We start from the raw sequence: 15,322 nt of genomic DNA, 5'->3' as shown, positions 1-15,322 counted from the left end.
CCCCACTGGCGCCACCGATCGACGCACCGTCGCAGACCTCGGTGAACCGACGCTGTCGGGGACCGCAACAACGGACGAAGGCGGGCCCGGGATGCCCGGACCCGCCTCTGGTGCCCACTCGGTGGTTACGCGACGACCTCGACCACGTCGCCCGGGGCGAGGTTGTCGAAGAACGTCCGCGCCGCGTCCCGCGACAGGTGGATGCAGCCGTGCGAGAGCTGCGAGAGGCTGCCCTCGTGGAAGGCCACCCCGGTCGTGGTGAAGAAGACCGAGAACGGCATCGGACCGTTGAAGGCGCTGCTCCAGTGGTCGATGTCCTTGTAGGTGACCTTGAAGCTGCCCTTCGGCGTGCGGTAGCCGGGCTTGCCGCTGGTGATCGGCACAGCCCCGTAGGTGACCACGCCACCGTTCATCAGCCAGGCGGACTTGGCGCCCAACGCGACACACGCGCGGGCCGCGGCACTGCACGGGGCCGGGCTCGCGGCCGCCTGCGGGGCGGTCGCCACCAGACCCGCCGTGCCCATGGCCGCCGCGATCGCGGCCACACCGATGCTCTTGCGCAGAGATCCCATGATCGACCTCCCATCCGCCCGCGGGTGGCGGGCTCGTGTTTGGTGTTCTCCTCTGGGGATCGGGGGTGCTCCCGGGAAGTACCCGTTACCCGGCGCGGTCAACCGTCCACGATTCGAGAACGGCCCCGCGCCGCCGCCGGGCGCGCCAGAATCCCCGGATGCCGAACCTGGGATGGCGGGCCGCGATCGGCCGGGCGGTCACGACGCTGGGCACCGTCCTCTACCCACACCCGGACTTCCTGTGCCCGCCGCCGCCCCCGCGCCCCCGCCCGCCGCTGCCCGGGCACCCCGAACTGCTCGGGACCCGGCCCAATAGGGCCGAAAGGGCGGTTCTGCGCGCGCTGTCGGGGTAGAAGCGGACCGGGGGGTTATCTTTTTCTCACCAGCGCGCGAGATCCCCCCGGAGGCGGCCATGGTCGCGACACCCACTGCCCCGCACGACACCCTGGTGCACTCGTACCTGTTCCTGCGCCGCGCGATCGGCGTCGTCGGGCTCTCGCTGCCCGTGGTGCTGATCGTGCTGAACCTCGTCCTCGGCGACGGGATGCGCGCGTCGATCAGCGGCTACTACTACAGCGGGGTGCGCGACCTGCTGGTCGGCGCGATGTGCGCGGTCGGGGTGTTCCTGTTGTCCTACCGGGGTTACGAGCCGGTCGACGACATCGTGTCCAACATCGCCGCGCTCGCCGCGGTCGGTGTCGCGATCTTCCCCACCGCGCCCGCGCACCCGATGGGCGGCGACGGCCTGGTGAGCACCCTGCACCTGATCAGCTCGGTGGTGTTCTTCCTGTCGCTGTCCTACTTCAGCCTGGTGCTGTTCCGGCGCAGCGACGACCCGACGCCGACCCCGGCCAAGACAGCCCGCAACCGGGTGTACCTGGTCTGCGGCGTGATCATGCTGGTGTGCCTGGGTTTGCTGGCGAGCAGCGTCTGGCTCTTCGACGCCGCGACCGCGAGCATGCGGCCCGCGCTGTGGCTGGAGGCGATCGCGATCGTCGCGTTCGGCGTCTCCTGGCTGACCAAGGGCGAGGCGATCCTGAGCGACCACAAGCACTGAGGCCGGTCCACTGAGGACCCGCGCGGTGGCGGCGGGTCCTCAGGCCTTGGGCGCGGGCACGGCCTGCAGGGTGGCGAGCGCGTCGACCAGCGGGGCCAGCTCCGGTAGTTCCGCCGCGTCGCGCAGCGCCTCGGCCAGCGTGTCGTCGTGCGTCGAGCGGGCCTGCTCGAGCAGCGCGCGACCCTCGGCGGTGACCTCGGTGTAGATGCCCCTGCGGTCGTCGGGGCACAGGTAGCGCTGCAGCAGCCCGCGCCGCTCGAGGCGGGTCACCAGCCGGGTGGTGGCGGACTGGCTGAGCACAACCGCGCGGGAGAGCTGGGTCATCCGCAGGTAGCAGCCGCTGAGCTGCTCCTGGCGGGAGAGCACGTCGAGCAGGCTGTACTCGCTGACCGACAGGTCGTGTCCGCGCTGCAGGTCGCGTTCGAGCACGTCCTCGATGCGCGCGTGCAGCGCGGCCAGGGTCCGCCAGCCCTGGGCCCTGGTCTCGGCGAGCTCGTCGGAGATCTCCACTGCCAGTCCCTCCTTGCCGTCGATTACTTGCATGCGGCATTATCGGTCGCGTGCAACATCAGGCGTGTGCAAATATCTCGGACGCCGGTAACACGCGCGCCCCTCAGGTTACCCGGACCTGGGCGGCGCGCGGTCGCCGTGACCGGGAGTGGCCCACCTGGTTCTGGCGGGCGGTGGCCCGGGAGGGTGGTACCCAGAGATGTCGACCGGCGTGACCCCGGTGCGCTGGAGGACCCGGCAGTGGATCCTGCTGTTCCTCTTCAGCGGCGCGATCATGCTCGACGGCTTGGAGAACTCGATGATCGCCGTGGCGATCCCGCGGATCCAGGCCGCGTTCGGGGTGGGCGCGGCGACCGCGCAGTGGGTCCCCGGCGCCTACATCCTGGCCTTCGGCGCGTTCCTGCTGCTCGGCGGCCGGTGCGCCGACCTGTTCGGCCGCAAGCGGGTGTTCGTCGTCGGGATGGCGGTGTTCGCGCTGGTCTCCGTGCTCGGCGCGCTGGCCGACGACGTGCTGCTGATCATCGCGACCCGTTTCGTCAAGGGCGTCGCGGCGGGCTTCACCGCACCGGCGGCCATGTCCCTGCTGGCCACGACGTTCGCCGAGGGCCCCGAGCGCAACCGGGCGTTCGGCGTGTTCAACGTGTTCGAGGCGTCGGGCTACTCCTCGGGCCTGCTCGTCGGCGGCCTGCTCGCGGCCATCGACTGGCGGACCACGTTCGTCCTGCCCGCCGTGGTCGCGGTGGCGCTGATGCTCGGCGCGCTCAAGTACCTGCCCCCGGACCCACCTCGTGCCGACCGCCCCCGCCTGGACGTCGGAGGCGCGGTGACCCTGCTGCTGGGCACGCTGCTGCTGGTGTTCACGGTGGTGTCGGACCTGGGGCTGTGGCTCTCGCTCGGCGGGTTCGCGTTGTCGGCCGCGCTGCTGGTCGCGTTCGCCCTCATCGAACGCCGCGTCGCCGCCCCGCTGATCCGCCTGGCGATCTTCCGCGACCGGGAGATCCTCGCCGCCAACGCCAGCTCCTTCCTCCTCTACGGCGGCGCGATGGGTTTCCAGTTCGTGCTGGCGCTCTACCTGCAGAACCTCAACGGGTGGGAGCCGTGGCACATGTCGTTCGTCCTGCTGCCCGCGGGCCTGGTGGTGGTGCTCGTCGGACCGCGCATCGGCTGGCTGATCGGGCGCTACGGGGTGAACAGGGTGCTGATGACCGGGCTGCTGTCGTTCCTCCCGTGCTACCTGCTGCTCCTGCGTCTCGGCCCAGAACCCGCGCTGTGGATGGTGCTGGTCCCGGTGTCGGTGATCTGGGGCCTCGGCTTCGCGCTGAGCCTCGCGGCCCTCATGGTCACCGGCACCACCGGCGTCCCCGACACCGAACAGGGCCTCGCCGCGGGCCTGCTCAACAGCTCCCTGCAGATCGGCGGCGCCTTCGGCCTGGCCGTCGTCACCGCCACCATCACCCCCGCCAGCACCCTCGGGGACCTGTACCCGGGCATCTGGGTCATCCTGGGCTTCGCCACCCTCACCCTCGCCGCCCAAGCCCTCCGCCGCCCCACCCGCTGACCACGCGCGGAGAGCCGGTCCGCAGGTCCTCAAGTGATCCGGCCTTGCCGGTACCGGCGTTCGCCAACGGCGGACTCCCCGCCCGATCCACCGCCGCGACCCGCTCACGGCCGCCGAAGTCCATGATCGACTCGCGTGGTGGGGCCCACCCTCCCGGGGTCTGAGGTCCCACGTTCGAGCCTAGCGAAAACGGGGGTTTGTCAAGAGGGGCGCCGCGAGCCTGTGGATGGGCGAAGGGGTTGTGGACAACTGCCGCTGGGGGGGTGTGGCAGCAGCGACCGAGCGGGGTGTGGTGGCCGAGACCGAGGGGTCTTGGGCGATCGCGGTCGAGTGGGCGTGAGCAACCGTGGGAGCCGGGGACGTGGTGGTCCGCATGGACTCGGCGGGAGCCGAGACACCGGGGACCGTCTGCGCGGAGCAGGCGAGGGACCAGCGAATCGCGGGCCGTCCGCAAGGGGCGGCCGCGCGGGCATCGACGAGCCGCCGGGGAACCGGGAATGGCAAAGACCGGCGCGCGCAGGCACCGTCCTGCCTGCGTGCGCCGGTCTACCGGGTCACCGCCTGTCGCGTGCTTGGGGTGGCGGTGGCTCGGTGGTTCTAGAGGCCGGTTTGCTGCTTGATCCAGCTCAGGTTGGCCGCGATGCCGGTGTAGAGGGTGGTGGTGGCGCACTCGCCGTTGTTGTCGCCGGGGCCGTGGGTCTCGCCGACCAGGGTCCAGTTGCCGCGGGTGCCCACGACGGCCGGGCCGCCGGAGTCGCCGTGGCAGGCGGAGTGGGTGCGGTCGCCGGAGACGCAGACGTCGGTGGAGGCGCCGCCACCGGCGTAGCAGCGGCTGCTGGCCAGGATGGTGAGGTCGATCTCCTGCAGGGTGCTCGGGGTCGAGCAGGACGGCCAGCTCAGGCAGCCCCAGCCGAGCAGGCGGACGCCGGTGCCCGCGGCCGGGTTGGCGGTGGCGAGCTTGACCGGGGCCTTGGTGGAGGCGGTGCTGGTGTGCATCAGCGTCAGGTCGGTGCCGGACTTGGTGATCCGCCGGTCGATGCGCAGCAGCTCACCGCCGGAGTTCTTGTTGGTCGAGCCGACGCGGCCCTGGGAGGCGCTGCCGCAGTGGTTGGCGGTGACGATCCACTGCGGGGCGACGAGGCTGCCACCGCAGCCGTTGCTCAGGGAGACCATCCACGAGTAGGTCTCGGTGGCGCCGTGGCCACCGATGATGGCGGGCTGCTGCTCGGCGGCGTTCGAGGTGCCGGTCATCGCGATGACCGAGAGCAGCACCAGGCCCGCGCCAACGAGGGCGGCGAGGATTCTGCGCATAAGTGTCTTCCAATGCAGGGGTTGGTGAGTGCATATGGCAGTTCTGACAGCGAAATCGTGGACTCGATTTCGCCAACCGAATATGCACCTGTTCGTGATCTGGCCGCAACCCCGCAACAACCACTGGGTGGGACGATTTTTCCCAGTTAGCCAGACATAGCACCAGTCTTATCGCGACCACCTATGACCGTAAATGGACCGCGATATCCGTTATGTCTTGTTACCGACTTTGGAAGGGCTGGCGGCTGGTCAGCGCGGCCGCCGGGGCCAGTGGGAGCAGCGGGAACAGCGTCGCCTGGTAGGCGTGGTAGGTGTCCGGTTTGCCCGCCCACACCCCGGCGCTCGGCGAGCCGTTGGGCGCGAGTTCGTGCCGCCAGCCGCCAATCGGGTCGATGTGGTTCTTGCGTGCGTACTCCCAGAACGTCGCGTACCAGTCCGCGTAGGGGTCCTCATCCGTACGGCGGTGCAGCGCGGAGGCCGCCATGATCGCCTCGGCCATGACCCAGTGCATTCGCTCCCGCACGACCGGCAGGTCGTCCCAGTCGACCGTGTAGATGAAACCGAGGTGGCCGTCGACGCCCCACCCGCGGCGCACCGAGGAGTCGAACAACGCGCGCGCGTCGGAAAGCAACCAGGACGGCGCTTTGTCGCCGAGCGCGGCTTCGACGTGCAGCAGCAGTCGCGCCCATTCCAGCCAATGCCCGATGGTCGCGCCGAATGGGCGGAACGGGTGCCGCTGGTCGTCGCGGTTGTAGTTCAGGTCGGTGCGCCAGTCCTCGGAGAAGTGCTCCGGAACGCGCCAGCCGTGCGCGGCGGCGGTGACGTGGATGATGCGCTCGGACAGGCCCAGCGCCCGCTCGTGCCAGATCTTGTCGCCGGTGACGTCGCCCGCCGCCAGGAACGCCTCGACGAAGTGCATCGTGCTGTTCGCGCCCCGGTAGGCCTCTGTGGTGGTCCAGGCCTTGTCCCAGCTCTCGAACGGTAGGCCTATCTCGGCGTCCCAGAACCTCGTCTCGATGACCTCAAGAGCCTCCGCGAGCAGCTCCGGCGCGTAGGGCCGACCGGCGGCGTGGGCGCTGCAAGCGGCCAAGAGGACGAACGAGTGCTCGTAGGCCGCCTTCGTCGTGTCCGCTACCGACGAGAACCAGCCCCCGTGCTCGTCGTCGTGCAGACGCCCGCGCAGCGCGGCGACACCGTGGTCGACGAGCGCGGCGGCGTCAGGGTCGCCCAGACCGTCCTCTAGCGCGAAGACGTGCGTCATCCGGGCCGTGATCCACGTGGCCACGGGCTTGTCCGGGACCCGCTCCCCCGCCGCGTCCAGCCACCCGAACCCCCCAGCGGGGTCGACGGACTTCGCGGCGAAACGGACAAGGGCGCGCCGCTGAGCCGCGAGCCAGGTGGGATCGGTCACGGCCACGTCCTCACAGTCGGGGGAACTCCCCCCATTCTGTCCCGAGCGGCCGCGAAGTCACCCCCAGAAACCGCACAACCAGCCCGATGCCGCCGCCCACCGGTCGTGGGAAACGGCGCGGCGCCTTCCCCCGTCGGGCCGGATCGAAACCCCGCGTCCGGGTCGCGGGGGGACGGCCAGGCAGAATGGTGCGCCAACGGGTCGGGCTGGGTGAGCAGAGGAGCACGTGGTGGGACAGGGTGAGCTGCGGGGCGTCGTCGCGTTGGACGGCCCGTCTGGCACCGGCAAGTCCACCGTCGCGCGCAGGCTCGCGGTCGCGCTGGGCGCCGCCTACCTGGACACGGGCGCCATGTACCGGGCGGTGACGCTGGCGGTGCTGCGCGCGGGGGTCGACCAGGAGGACGGCGCCGCGGTGCTGCGCTGCGCGGAGGGGGCCGACCTGCGCATCGGCACCGACCCGACAGCCGCCGACGTGCGGCTCGGCGACGAGGACGTCGCGGCCGAGATCCGCGGCCCCGAGGTCACCGGCGCGGTGTCGGCGGTGTCGGCCGTGCCGAAGGTGCGCGAGCTGCTGGTGGCCGCCCAGCGCCGGATCATCAGCGAGGCGCGCGGCAGGCTCGGCGGTATCGTCGTCGAGGGCCGCGACATCGGCACCGTCGTGGTGCCCGACGCCGCGCTCAAGGTGTACCTGACCGCCTCGGCCGACGCCCGCGCCGCCCGGCGCACCGCGCAGGACGCCGCCGCCGGTCGCGACTCCACTGTGGACGCCACGCTGGCCGACGTCGAACGCCGGGACCGGCTGGACTCCACCAGGGCCGCCTCCCCGCTGCGCCCCGCGGTCGACGCCGTCGAGGTGGACACCACCGACCTCGACGTCGACGGCGTGCTGGCGCACCTGCTCGACCTGGTCGACGACCGCGACCTGAGCACGGCGGCGCCCCGGTGACGTCCCAGCTCCCCGACGGGTCGGTACCCTGGCTGCACGACCTGTGCAGGCTGATCGGCCGCTACGTGTTCCGGCCGGGGCTGCGCCTGCGGATCACCGGGCGCGAGCGCGTGCCGCGCACCGGACCGGTCGTGGTGGTGGCCAACCACAGCTCCATGCTCGAACCGCAGCTGATCTTCGGAATGCTGCCGAGGCGGTCGGTGTTCCTGGTCAAGGGCGAGTTGTTCCGCGGTCTCGTCGGCCGCGGGCTGCGCGCGATCGGGCAGATCCCGGTGCGCCGCGGCGCACCGGACCGGACACCGCTGACCACGGCGGTGGGGGTCCTGCGGGCCGGTGGGGTCGTCGGGATCTTCCCCGAGGGCTCCCGCGGCGCGGGTGACGTCAACGCGGCCGAGCAGGGCGCCGCGTGGCTGGTGCGCTCCTCGGGTGCGGTAGTGCTACCGGTCGCCACGCGGGGTACCCGCAGGCCGGAGGGCGGTGGGCGGCGGTTTCGCCCACCGGTGGACGTCCTTGTGGGCGAGCCGTTCGAGCTCACCGTCGGCAAGGGTCGCGCCGGGCTGGTCTCGGCCACCGAAGAGATCCGGGCCCGCTTGGCGGGTCTGGTCCGAGAACTCGATGTCGTACGGAAGACGGGGTCATGACAGAGCTTGATGGGACCTACGAGGACGCCCTGGACGGGACCTGGTCCGACGAGTCCGAATGGGCCGAGGTCGACTCCTTCGACGAGGACGACGCAGGCGGCGCGGTAGCGCAACCGGTACTCGCCGTGGTCGGTAGGCCCAACGTGGGCAAGTCGACACTGGTGAACCGCATCCTGGGTCGCCGCGAGGCCGTGGTGCAGGACATCCCGGGTGTGACCCGGGACCGGGTCGCCTACGACGCGCTGTGGAACGGGCGCCGGTTCACGGTGCTCGACACAGGCGGCTGGGAGCCCGGTCTAGACGGTCTGCCCAGGGCTATCGCCGCGCAGGCCGAGTACGCGATGGCGAACGCGGACGCCGTGCTGGTCGTGGTCGACGCCACCGTTGGCGCTACCTCCACCGATGAGGCTGTCGCGAAGGTGCTGCGTAGGTCCAAGCAGCCGGTGATCCTGGTCGCGAACAAGGTGGACGACGAGCGCCTCATGGCCGACACCGCCGCCCTGTGGTCGCTGGGCCTCGGCGAGCCGTTCCCGGTGAGCGCGCTGCACGGCCGCAACTCCGGCGACCTGCTGGACGCGATCCTGCGGGCGCTGCCGGAGACCCCGAAGGAGACCTTCGGCATCCGCGGCGGCCCGCGCCGGGTCGCGCTGGTCGGCAAGCCGAACGTGGGCAAGTCGAGCCTGCTCAACCGGCTGACCGGGGAGAACCGCGCGGTCGTCGACTCCGTCGCGGGCACCACCGTCGACCCGGTCGACTCCCTGGTGGAGCTCGACGACCAGATCTGGCGCTTCGTGGACACCGCGGGCCTGCGCAAGCGGGTCAACTTCGCCAGCGGCACCGAGTACTACGCGTCGCTACGCACCAAGGCGGCCATCGAGTCGGCCGAGGTGGCGATCGTGCTGCTCGACGCGGCCGAGCCCATCGCCGAGCAGGACCTGCGGGTGCTGTCGATGGTGGTCGAGACCGGCCGGGCGTGCGTGCTGGCGTTCAACAAGTGGGACCTGGTCGACGAGGACCGCCGCCACCAGCTCGAGCGCGAGCTCGACCGGGGCCTGGTCCGGGTGCCGTGGGCGGAGAAGATCAACGTCTCCGCGCTGACCGGCCGCTCGGTGCGCAAGCTGGCCCCGGCGCTGCGCACCGCCCTGGAGTCGTGGGACCAGCGCGTGTCCACCGGCCAGCTCAACTCCTGGCTCTCGGACCTCATCGCCGCCACCCCGCCCCCGGTCCGCGGCGGCAAGCAGCCCAAGGTCCTGTTCGCCACCCAGGCCCAGACCCGCCCGCCGACCTTCGTGCTGTTCACCAGCGGCTTCCTCGAGGCGGGCTACCGCCGCTTCATCGAGCGCAAGCTGCGCGAGCAGTTCGGCTTCACCGGTAGCCCTGTCAGGATCTCGGTGCGGGTACGCGAGAAGAAGGCCCGGAAGTCCTGAACCAGTAGATGGCCCTACCCGTGCTGAGCAGCACTAGAAGCCCAGCAAGGGGTAGGCCACCCCAGCTTCCCAGTGCGGCCATGAACTCGGCCGCTCTGAGGTCCTCGGGCGCGACCTCGCGGTCAGGGTCGACGAGCAGGTCCACCGTGCCCACGTACTGCTCGTTGACGTGGTAGGTCGCCGGGTAGCCGCCGGGGCAGGCGAGGACGTGGCTGTAGGTGACGTACTTGCCGTCCACCCCGTCCTCCCACACCCCGTCGTCCACGCTCACGACCTCGCACCGCACCGCCTCGGCCCCCGCCAGGGTCATCCACCCCGGCACCCCGATACCGCCCACGAACACCGCGGCGAACACGAGCACGAACCCCGAGACCCACCCGATCCCCGCGGCTTCCTCCCCGGCCCCGGGGACGAACATCGTGAAGATCCCCCACAACGCCACCACCCCGACCACCACAGCCCCCACAAACGCCGCGATCCCCCAACCCCAGCGCCCCTCCCCCATCAACAACGCCCCGCCCCCGACAGCCGCCAGGGCGCCCAAGGGCAGCACCAACCCCACCAGCAGAACCCGAATCACCCTCAGCACGGCACCATGATCGCCCCCGGCCTCGCGGGAGCAGGCCCCGTGTGGTCCAGTCCACACAGCACCTTCGACACCGCACGCCCGGGAATGTCCAAGAACAGGCCACATCCCCGCTTACGCCGCCGTTCCCGCGCTGGTGGCGACCGGAATAGCCGTTCCCGGCACGCGGCCCGCCTTTGTCGAGCAAACGGAACCACCCTCGTCGCGGTACTCCCTGCCAGAAGTTCGGTCAACGCCATCCATCCCGGCGGCACCACAGACAGCCCTGTCCATCCAGGACGTCGCCCACGTCATCACCGCGGACAGCGTCCAGTGGATCTGATCGACCGGCACTTCACCATCGACGAGCGGCAGGTGGTGGGGCCTGCCGGACGGATCTCGACGGTCGGGTGGCCGTCGAGATCCCGGTCCGGCTCCAGCACCTCCCAGCCGAGGCGGGCGCCACGGAGCTGGTCGAGCGGCGGTTCGACCCGGGTGTCCCGGGCTCGCTGTTCACCCACGTCCAACTCCGCACCCCGGTCGGCGCCCCGCACGCGTGTGCGTACTTCAGGACTCAGCGCGATGACAAGCGCTGCGACACCGTGGATCCGGTGGCGGAGACCAAGCCCGAGTAGCGGAGGTCAGCCTGCCAGAGCCGTGAGAACAAAGGGAAGCGCGGCCAGCAGGACGATGAGGGCGGCGTTGGTGCGGCGGTACTGGGCGAGCAGGGCGACGAACTCGCGGAGGAAGGCGCTGGGGACGAAGTAGGGCGCGGTGTGGGCGCCGACGACGTCGAGGGGCAGGCGGAGGCGGCGGGCCAGGACCGCGGTCCGGAAGACGTGGTAGTTGTTGGTGACCGCGAGAACGGTGCCCGGGGTGTCGGCGAGCAGGGCCATGCTGTTGCGCAGGTTCTCCTCGGTGGTGGTCGCCTTGTCCTCCACCAGGATCCGCTCGTCGGGCACGCCTTGGTCGCGCAGGTAGCGGGCCATCGCCTCGGCCTCGGAGAGGTCCTCGTCGGTGCCCTGGCCGCCGGAGACCACCAGGACCGCGTCCTCCTGGAGGCATTGCACCGCGCGGTCGAGGCGGTGCGCGAGCAGCGGCGGCACGCTGGACCCGTTGAGGCCGGCGCCGAGCACGATGATCGCGTCCGCCCGCCTGTCCCGCCCGATCCGGCCGTACAGCACGGAGTACACGAGCAGCGCGCCGAACAGGAACGCCAGGTACCCCGCCACGAACACCAGCGACCCCACCGCCGCGACCAACCACCGCGAGCTGTCGAACCCGAGCACGGCCGCCGTCACCCCGCCGAGCCCCACCATCGCCAGACCCGCCAGCAGCGACAACAGGTTCCCCAGGGTGCGACCTTCCCGCCGCACCATCAGCACACCATTGGCGATCAGCGCCGCGGGCAACACCAGCGCGACAACCCCACCCACCACCACGAACCCGACGATCACCACGTCATCGGAAAGCCCCACCACCAACCACAACCCGGCGAGCACCCCCGCCACCCCGAGCCACACCGCGTTCCCCAGCCGCCGAGGCTCCCGCCACACGCGATACCCGAAAACCCCCAACGCCACCACCGCGAGCACCGCGAAACCCATGACCCTCCATCAACCCCCGACTGCCCAGCACCCTAACAGTCCGCAATGGACCTCACCGGCCGTCACACGGGTCCCGGTAGCCAAGATCAGGGATCAGCCGGGCCCACTCCGCCTCGGTCATCCCGACGTCGGCGCTGGCGCAGACCCGGCGACCCGCGGCATCGGAGTCCAACTCCCACAACCGGACCTCCTTGCCCGCCCCGCCCGCCGCGACCGTCCGCCCGTCTGCGCTGATGGCGACCGCGTAGACCGCCGCCGACGTGGGCAACGTGGCGAACGGCACCGGTTTCGCCGGATCGGCCACGGTCCAGATCCGCACGGTCTTGTCCGTGCTCGCCGCGGCCAGCACGGACCCGACGAAGGCGAGCGAGTACACCCGGTTGTCCGGCCCGGTCAGCGGGTCACCGATCGGCGCGACCTGGTCACCGCTGACGTCCCACAGGCGGACGGTCTTGTCCGCGCCTCCGGTCGCGAGAACCCGCCCGCCCAGACCGAACGCGACCCCGTACACGTAGTCGGTGTGCCCCGAGATCCGTTGGCGGAGAACAGGTTTCTCCGGATCGGCGATGTCCCACAGGTAGACCTGGTTGTCCACGCTGCCCGCCGCGAGCCGGGTGCCGTCGGGACTCACCGCCACGGCGAGCACGATGTTCGCAGGCCCCGTCAGCACCGCGGACAGCCGGGGCCGCGACGGGGTGCGCAGGTCCCACAGGTGGATCTTGTGGTCCTCCCCCGCGATGGCCAACGTGCGCGAGTCCGGCGTGAAGGCCATCGACTCCACGGTTCCCTCGGTGCCGCGCAGCGGCGGCCCGATCGGGGTGTCCCCCGCCCACACCTCGCTCACGCCATCCGCCCGGGCCACGGCGAGCAACCGGCCATCCGGGCTGAGCGCGGAAACCCCTGTCGGCATGGTGGGGCCCGGTTCGCCCACGATCGGACCGCCTGCCACCGGTCGCGCCAGGTCACGGACGTCCCACCACCGGACGCCGCCGTCGGACACACCCACGTCACCCGCCGAGACCATGAGCGCGCCCGCCTGGTCGAACGCGAGCGCCGCCACCGGGCCCGGCGTCCCGGTGATCACGGCCCCGGGCGGTGACCACAGCCGGACGTGCCCGTCCGCCGCCGCGCTGACCACCCGACCGTCCGGCAGGTAGAGCGCCTCGGTCACCGGTGACGGGTGCGGCAGCACGACGGCTGGCCTGCCCGCGCACAGGTCGGCCAGCCGGACCGTGCCGTCGCTGCCGCTCGCGGCCAGACCACAGCCGTCGGCGGAGATGCGGACCGCGTAAACCGGGCCGGTGAACCCGGTGACCGGGTCCGGCAGGCGGACCGGACGGGTCAGATCGGTGGTGTCCCACAGCGTCGGGATCCGGTCACCGGTCGCCACCGCGAGTCGCGCGCCGTCCCGGCTGAAGGTCAGACCGTTGACCGCGGCACCCAGCCGGGGGAACTCCGCGCCGAACTCGACCCCGTCCCGCCACCCGCGCACCGTGCGATCGGCGCTTCCCGCGACCACTGTCCGACCGTCGGGGTGGAACGCGACCGCCTTGAAGTCCGCGTCCTCCGTCAGAACCACCGGCGCGGCGTCCCGTCGCCACACCCTGACGCCGCTCTTGCCCGCCACCGCGAGCGAGCCGCCATCGGCGGAGAACTCGAGCGCGAAGCCGGTTCCGCCCAGGTCAGCGAACGCGTCGGGCACCGGTCGTGCCGGGTCGGCGAGGTCGAGCAGGTGCACCCGCCGGTCGGCTCCGGTGATCGCGGCGAACCGCCCGCCCGGGTCGACCGCCACCGCGAAGATGCCCACCGCGGACACCGCCACGGGCTCGCCCACGAGCCGGAGGTGCCCGCCGTCGCCGACCCGCCACACCCGCACGAACCCGGCGATGTCGCCGGTGACTAACACTTCTCCAGTGCCGTTGGTCGCGGCCGCCAAGGTGCCCGGCGATGCGCGGACCCGCCCGACCACCGGTCCCGCCGCCGCGGTCAGCAAGGCGGACCGGGCCTCCGCCGTCGGCGCGATCCGGTACGCGGCCAACGCCAGCCGGGCGGCCGGAGCGGGGTCGGTCGCTCGCAGGTCCGCGGCTCGCAGCGCCATCTGCCGGGAGATGGCCAGGTCACGTTCGGCGAGGGCGTCCGCGCGCTGCCGGAGCACCAGCACCACCAGACCCAGGGCGACCAGGCTCATCACCACCAGGCAGGCGACCCACCGGCGCAGCACCCGCACCCGTCGGCGCTCGGCCAGCCGGATCGAGTCCTGCTCGGCAGTGCTCGCGGCGAGGAACTCCCGCTCGACGGCGTTGAGCTCGGTCACGTCCACGGCCTCTCGCGCCGCCGCCAGCACCGCGCCCCGGTGGAGACCTCCCGGATCCCGGCCGCTGTCGACCCATCCGGCCGCCGCCGCGCGCAAGCCACGCTGCAGGCGCAGGGACTCGCGGTCGGCGTCGAGCCAGCCTTGCAACCGGGACCAGGCGAGCACCAGGACCTCGTGGCTGATGTGCACCCGGTCGCCGTCGACGGTGATCAGGCGCTGCCCGACGAAGTCGTCGAGCACCTCCGCCGCGCGGTCGGGCAGTTCGGCGCGCGCGACGGTGCGCCGGGTCGCGGGTCCGGCGTCCGCGTGGTGCACCAGGCGCAGGAACAGGGTCCGCGCCGCGTGCCGCCGCTCGTCGTCCAACGCGGCGTAGACAGCCTCGGCGGACTGTTCGACAGCGTGCGCGACCCCGCCGGTCGCCTGGTAGGCGGCGATGGTGAGGGCGCGCCGGTTGCCGCTGTGCCAGGTGGCCAGCAGCGCGTGCGACAGCAGCGGCAGCGACCCGGTCTCCGCGGGCCGGAAGTCGCGCAGCAGCACCTCGACCAGGCCGTCCTCCACGGTGAGCCGGGCGGTGCGCGCAGGCAGCAGGATCGCCTCCCGCAGCCCCTCGTCCGACAGCGGTCCGACCACGACGGTCCGGCGGCCCAACGCCTCGGCGAGCACGGGGTGGCGCAGCGCGGTCTCGTAGAAGTCCGACCGCAGCACCAGCACGACGACCACCGAGTCCGCGGCGGCCAACTCGGCGACGGCGTCGAGGTAGTCCGCCTGCTCCGCGACGGTGAACAGCTCCTCGGCCTGGTCGACCACGACGAGCATCGGACCGGTCCCGGGGCGGGGCAGGGGGTGCCCACCGGGTGTGGTCAGCCGCTGGTCCCAGTCGGCCAGCGCGGGCATGACCCCCGCTCGGACCAGGGACGACTTGCCCGCGCCGGACGGCCCGACCACCACCAGCGGACTCCCCGAGCCCAGCGCGCCGCGCACCGCGTCGACCGTCGCCGCGACCAGGTCGGCCCGGCCGTGGTACCACTCGGCGTCCTCCATGCGGAACGGCGCGAGCCCCCGGTACGGGGCGGGGACGTCGAGCGGGGCCGGTCCGGGAACCCGGCGGACCCGGACGCGCGCCCGCTCCCACGCGTCGAGCAGTCCGGCGTCGGAGATTCCGCAGCACCGCAGGATCGCGGGCAGCGCGGCGGCGGAAGCGTTGCTGGGCACGGCTTTCCCGGAGAAGTAGTCGCCCGCTGTGGTGCGGGGCAGACCTGCCTTCGCCGCCACCTGCCGCACCGTCAAACCCGCGCGGTCGCGCAATTCGGTCAGTGCGGCCCCGAAGCTCGCCGCGTCCTCGATGTCGTCGGGATCGGTCACCGCGCCCCTTTCCCTCGGCTGTCCAGATGATGCGGGGCGCG

General features: G+C 71.9%; 14 protein-coding genes. 7 read left to right on the top strand and 7 right to left on the bottom strand.

Annotated elements, in window-relative coordinates; translation table 11 throughout:
* Positions 1 to 125 precede the first annotated feature (125 nt).
* Positions 126 to 572: a L,D-transpeptidase gene (locus LV79_RS30010; protein ID WP_253841652.1), complete on the bottom strand. Its 447-nt coding sequence runs from the start codon at positions 570 to 572 to the stop codon at positions 126 to 128.
* Between the two features lie 158 nt (positions 573 to 730).
* Here LV79_RS30010 and LV79_RS30005 point away from each other — a divergent pair, with 158 nt between their 5' ends.
* Both LV79_RS30005 and LV79_RS30000 read left to right on the top strand, forming a co-directional pair.
* Entirely contained in the window at positions 731 to 925 is a 195-nt protein-coding gene (locus LV79_RS30005) for a hypothetical protein (protein ID WP_253841651.1), read from the top strand.
* Positions 926 to 984: 59 nt separating this feature from the next.
* Complete coding sequence (locus LV79_RS30000) at positions 985 to 1,629, top strand: DUF998 domain-containing protein (RefSeq protein WP_253841650.1); 645 nt, start codon at positions 985 to 987, stop codon at positions 1,627 to 1,629.
* 39 nt (positions 1,630 to 1,668) lie between these two features.
* Here the strand turns inward: LV79_RS30000 and LV79_RS29995 are convergent, their stop codons facing one another.
* Positions 1,669 to 2,172: a MarR family winged helix-turn-helix transcriptional regulator gene (locus LV79_RS29995; RefSeq protein WP_301321904.1), complete on the bottom strand. Its 504-nt coding sequence runs from the start codon at positions 2,170 to 2,172 to the stop codon at positions 1,669 to 1,671.
* A gap of 166 nt (positions 2,173 to 2,338) precedes the next feature.
* Here LV79_RS29995 and LV79_RS29990 point away from each other — a divergent pair, with 166 nt between their 5' ends.
* Positions 2,339 to 3,697, top strand: coding sequence for an MFS transporter (locus LV79_RS29990; RefSeq protein ID WP_285470247.1), 1,359 nt, complete (start codon positions 2,339 to 2,341; stop codon positions 3,695 to 3,697).
* Between the two features lie 597 nt (positions 3,698 to 4,294).
* On the opposite strand, the gene LV79_RS29985 is transcribed toward LV79_RS29990, so the two are convergent.
* Both LV79_RS29985 and LV79_RS29980 read right to left on the bottom strand, forming a co-directional pair.
* Positions 4,295 to 5,008, bottom strand: coding sequence for a S1 family peptidase (locus tag LV79_RS29985; RefSeq protein WP_253841649.1), 714 nt, complete (start codon positions 5,006 to 5,008; stop codon positions 4,295 to 4,297).
* A 220-nt stretch (positions 5,009 to 5,228) separates the two neighbouring features.
* Positions 5,229 to 6,419, bottom strand: a complete 1,191-nt coding sequence (locus LV79_RS29980) for an AGE family epimerase/isomerase (RefSeq protein WP_253841648.1) — start codon at positions 6,417 to 6,419, stop codon at positions 5,229 to 5,231.
* Between the two features lie 229 nt (positions 6,420 to 6,648).
* On the opposite strand from LV79_RS29980, the gene cmk reads away from it, so the two are divergent.
* The 3 genes from cmk to der are packed head-to-tail and all read left to right on the top strand — an operon-like array spanning position 6,649 to position 9,433.
* Entirely contained in the window at positions 6,649 to 7,365 is a 717-nt protein-coding gene (gene cmk, locus LV79_RS29975) for a (d)CMP kinase (RefSeq protein WP_253841647.1), read from the top strand.
* Positions 7,362 to 8,006, top strand: coding sequence for a lysophospholipid acyltransferase family protein (locus LV79_RS29970; protein WP_253841646.1), 645 nt, complete (start codon positions 7,362 to 7,364; stop codon positions 8,004 to 8,006). The genes cmk and LV79_RS29970 overlap by 4 nt, the downstream gene beginning before the upstream one ends.
* A complete protein-coding gene (gene der / locus LV79_RS29965; protein ID WP_253841645.1) occupies positions 8,003 to 9,433 on the top strand; it encodes a ribosome biogenesis GTPase Der in 1,431 nt (476 codons plus the stop codon). The genes LV79_RS29970 and der overlap by 4 nt, the downstream gene beginning before the upstream one ends.
* On the opposite strand, the gene LV79_RS29960 is transcribed toward der, so the two are convergent.
* Complete coding sequence (locus LV79_RS29960; RefSeq protein WP_253841644.1) at positions 9,387 to 10,022, bottom strand: hypothetical protein; 636 nt, start codon at positions 10,020 to 10,022, stop codon at positions 9,387 to 9,389. The two genes, der and LV79_RS29960, sit on opposite strands and share 47 nt — an antisense overlap.
* 386 nt (positions 10,023 to 10,408) lie before the next feature.
* Between LV79_RS29960 and LV79_RS29955 the strand changes: the two genes are divergently transcribed.
* Positions 10,409 to 10,633, top strand: coding sequence for a hypothetical protein (locus LV79_RS29955; RefSeq protein WP_253841643.1), 225 nt, complete (start codon positions 10,409 to 10,411; stop codon positions 10,631 to 10,633).
* Positions 10,634 to 10,639: 6 nt separating this feature from the next.
* Here the strand turns inward: LV79_RS29955 and LV79_RS29950 are convergent, their stop codons facing one another.
* Positions 10,640 to 11,605 (bottom strand): YdcF family protein, encoded by a 966-nt coding sequence (locus tag LV79_RS29950; protein WP_253841642.1) that lies wholly within the window; start codon positions 11,603 to 11,605, stop codon positions 10,640 to 10,642.
* Positions 11,606 to 11,657: 52 nt separating this feature from the next.
* Complete coding sequence (locus LV79_RS29945) at positions 11,658 to 15,281, bottom strand: nSTAND1 domain-containing NTPase (protein ID WP_253841641.1); 3,624 nt, start codon at positions 15,279 to 15,281, stop codon at positions 11,658 to 11,660.
* Between the last annotated feature and the right edge of the window lie 41 nt (positions 15,282 to 15,322).

Origin of the sequence: Actinokineospora globicatena (genome assembly GCF_024171945.1) — a bacterium.
Lineage (GTDB): Bacteria > Actinomycetota > Actinomycetes > Mycobacteriales > Pseudonocardiaceae > Actinokineospora > Actinokineospora globicatena.
This window is presented reverse-complemented; position numbering and strand designations above follow the sequence as displayed.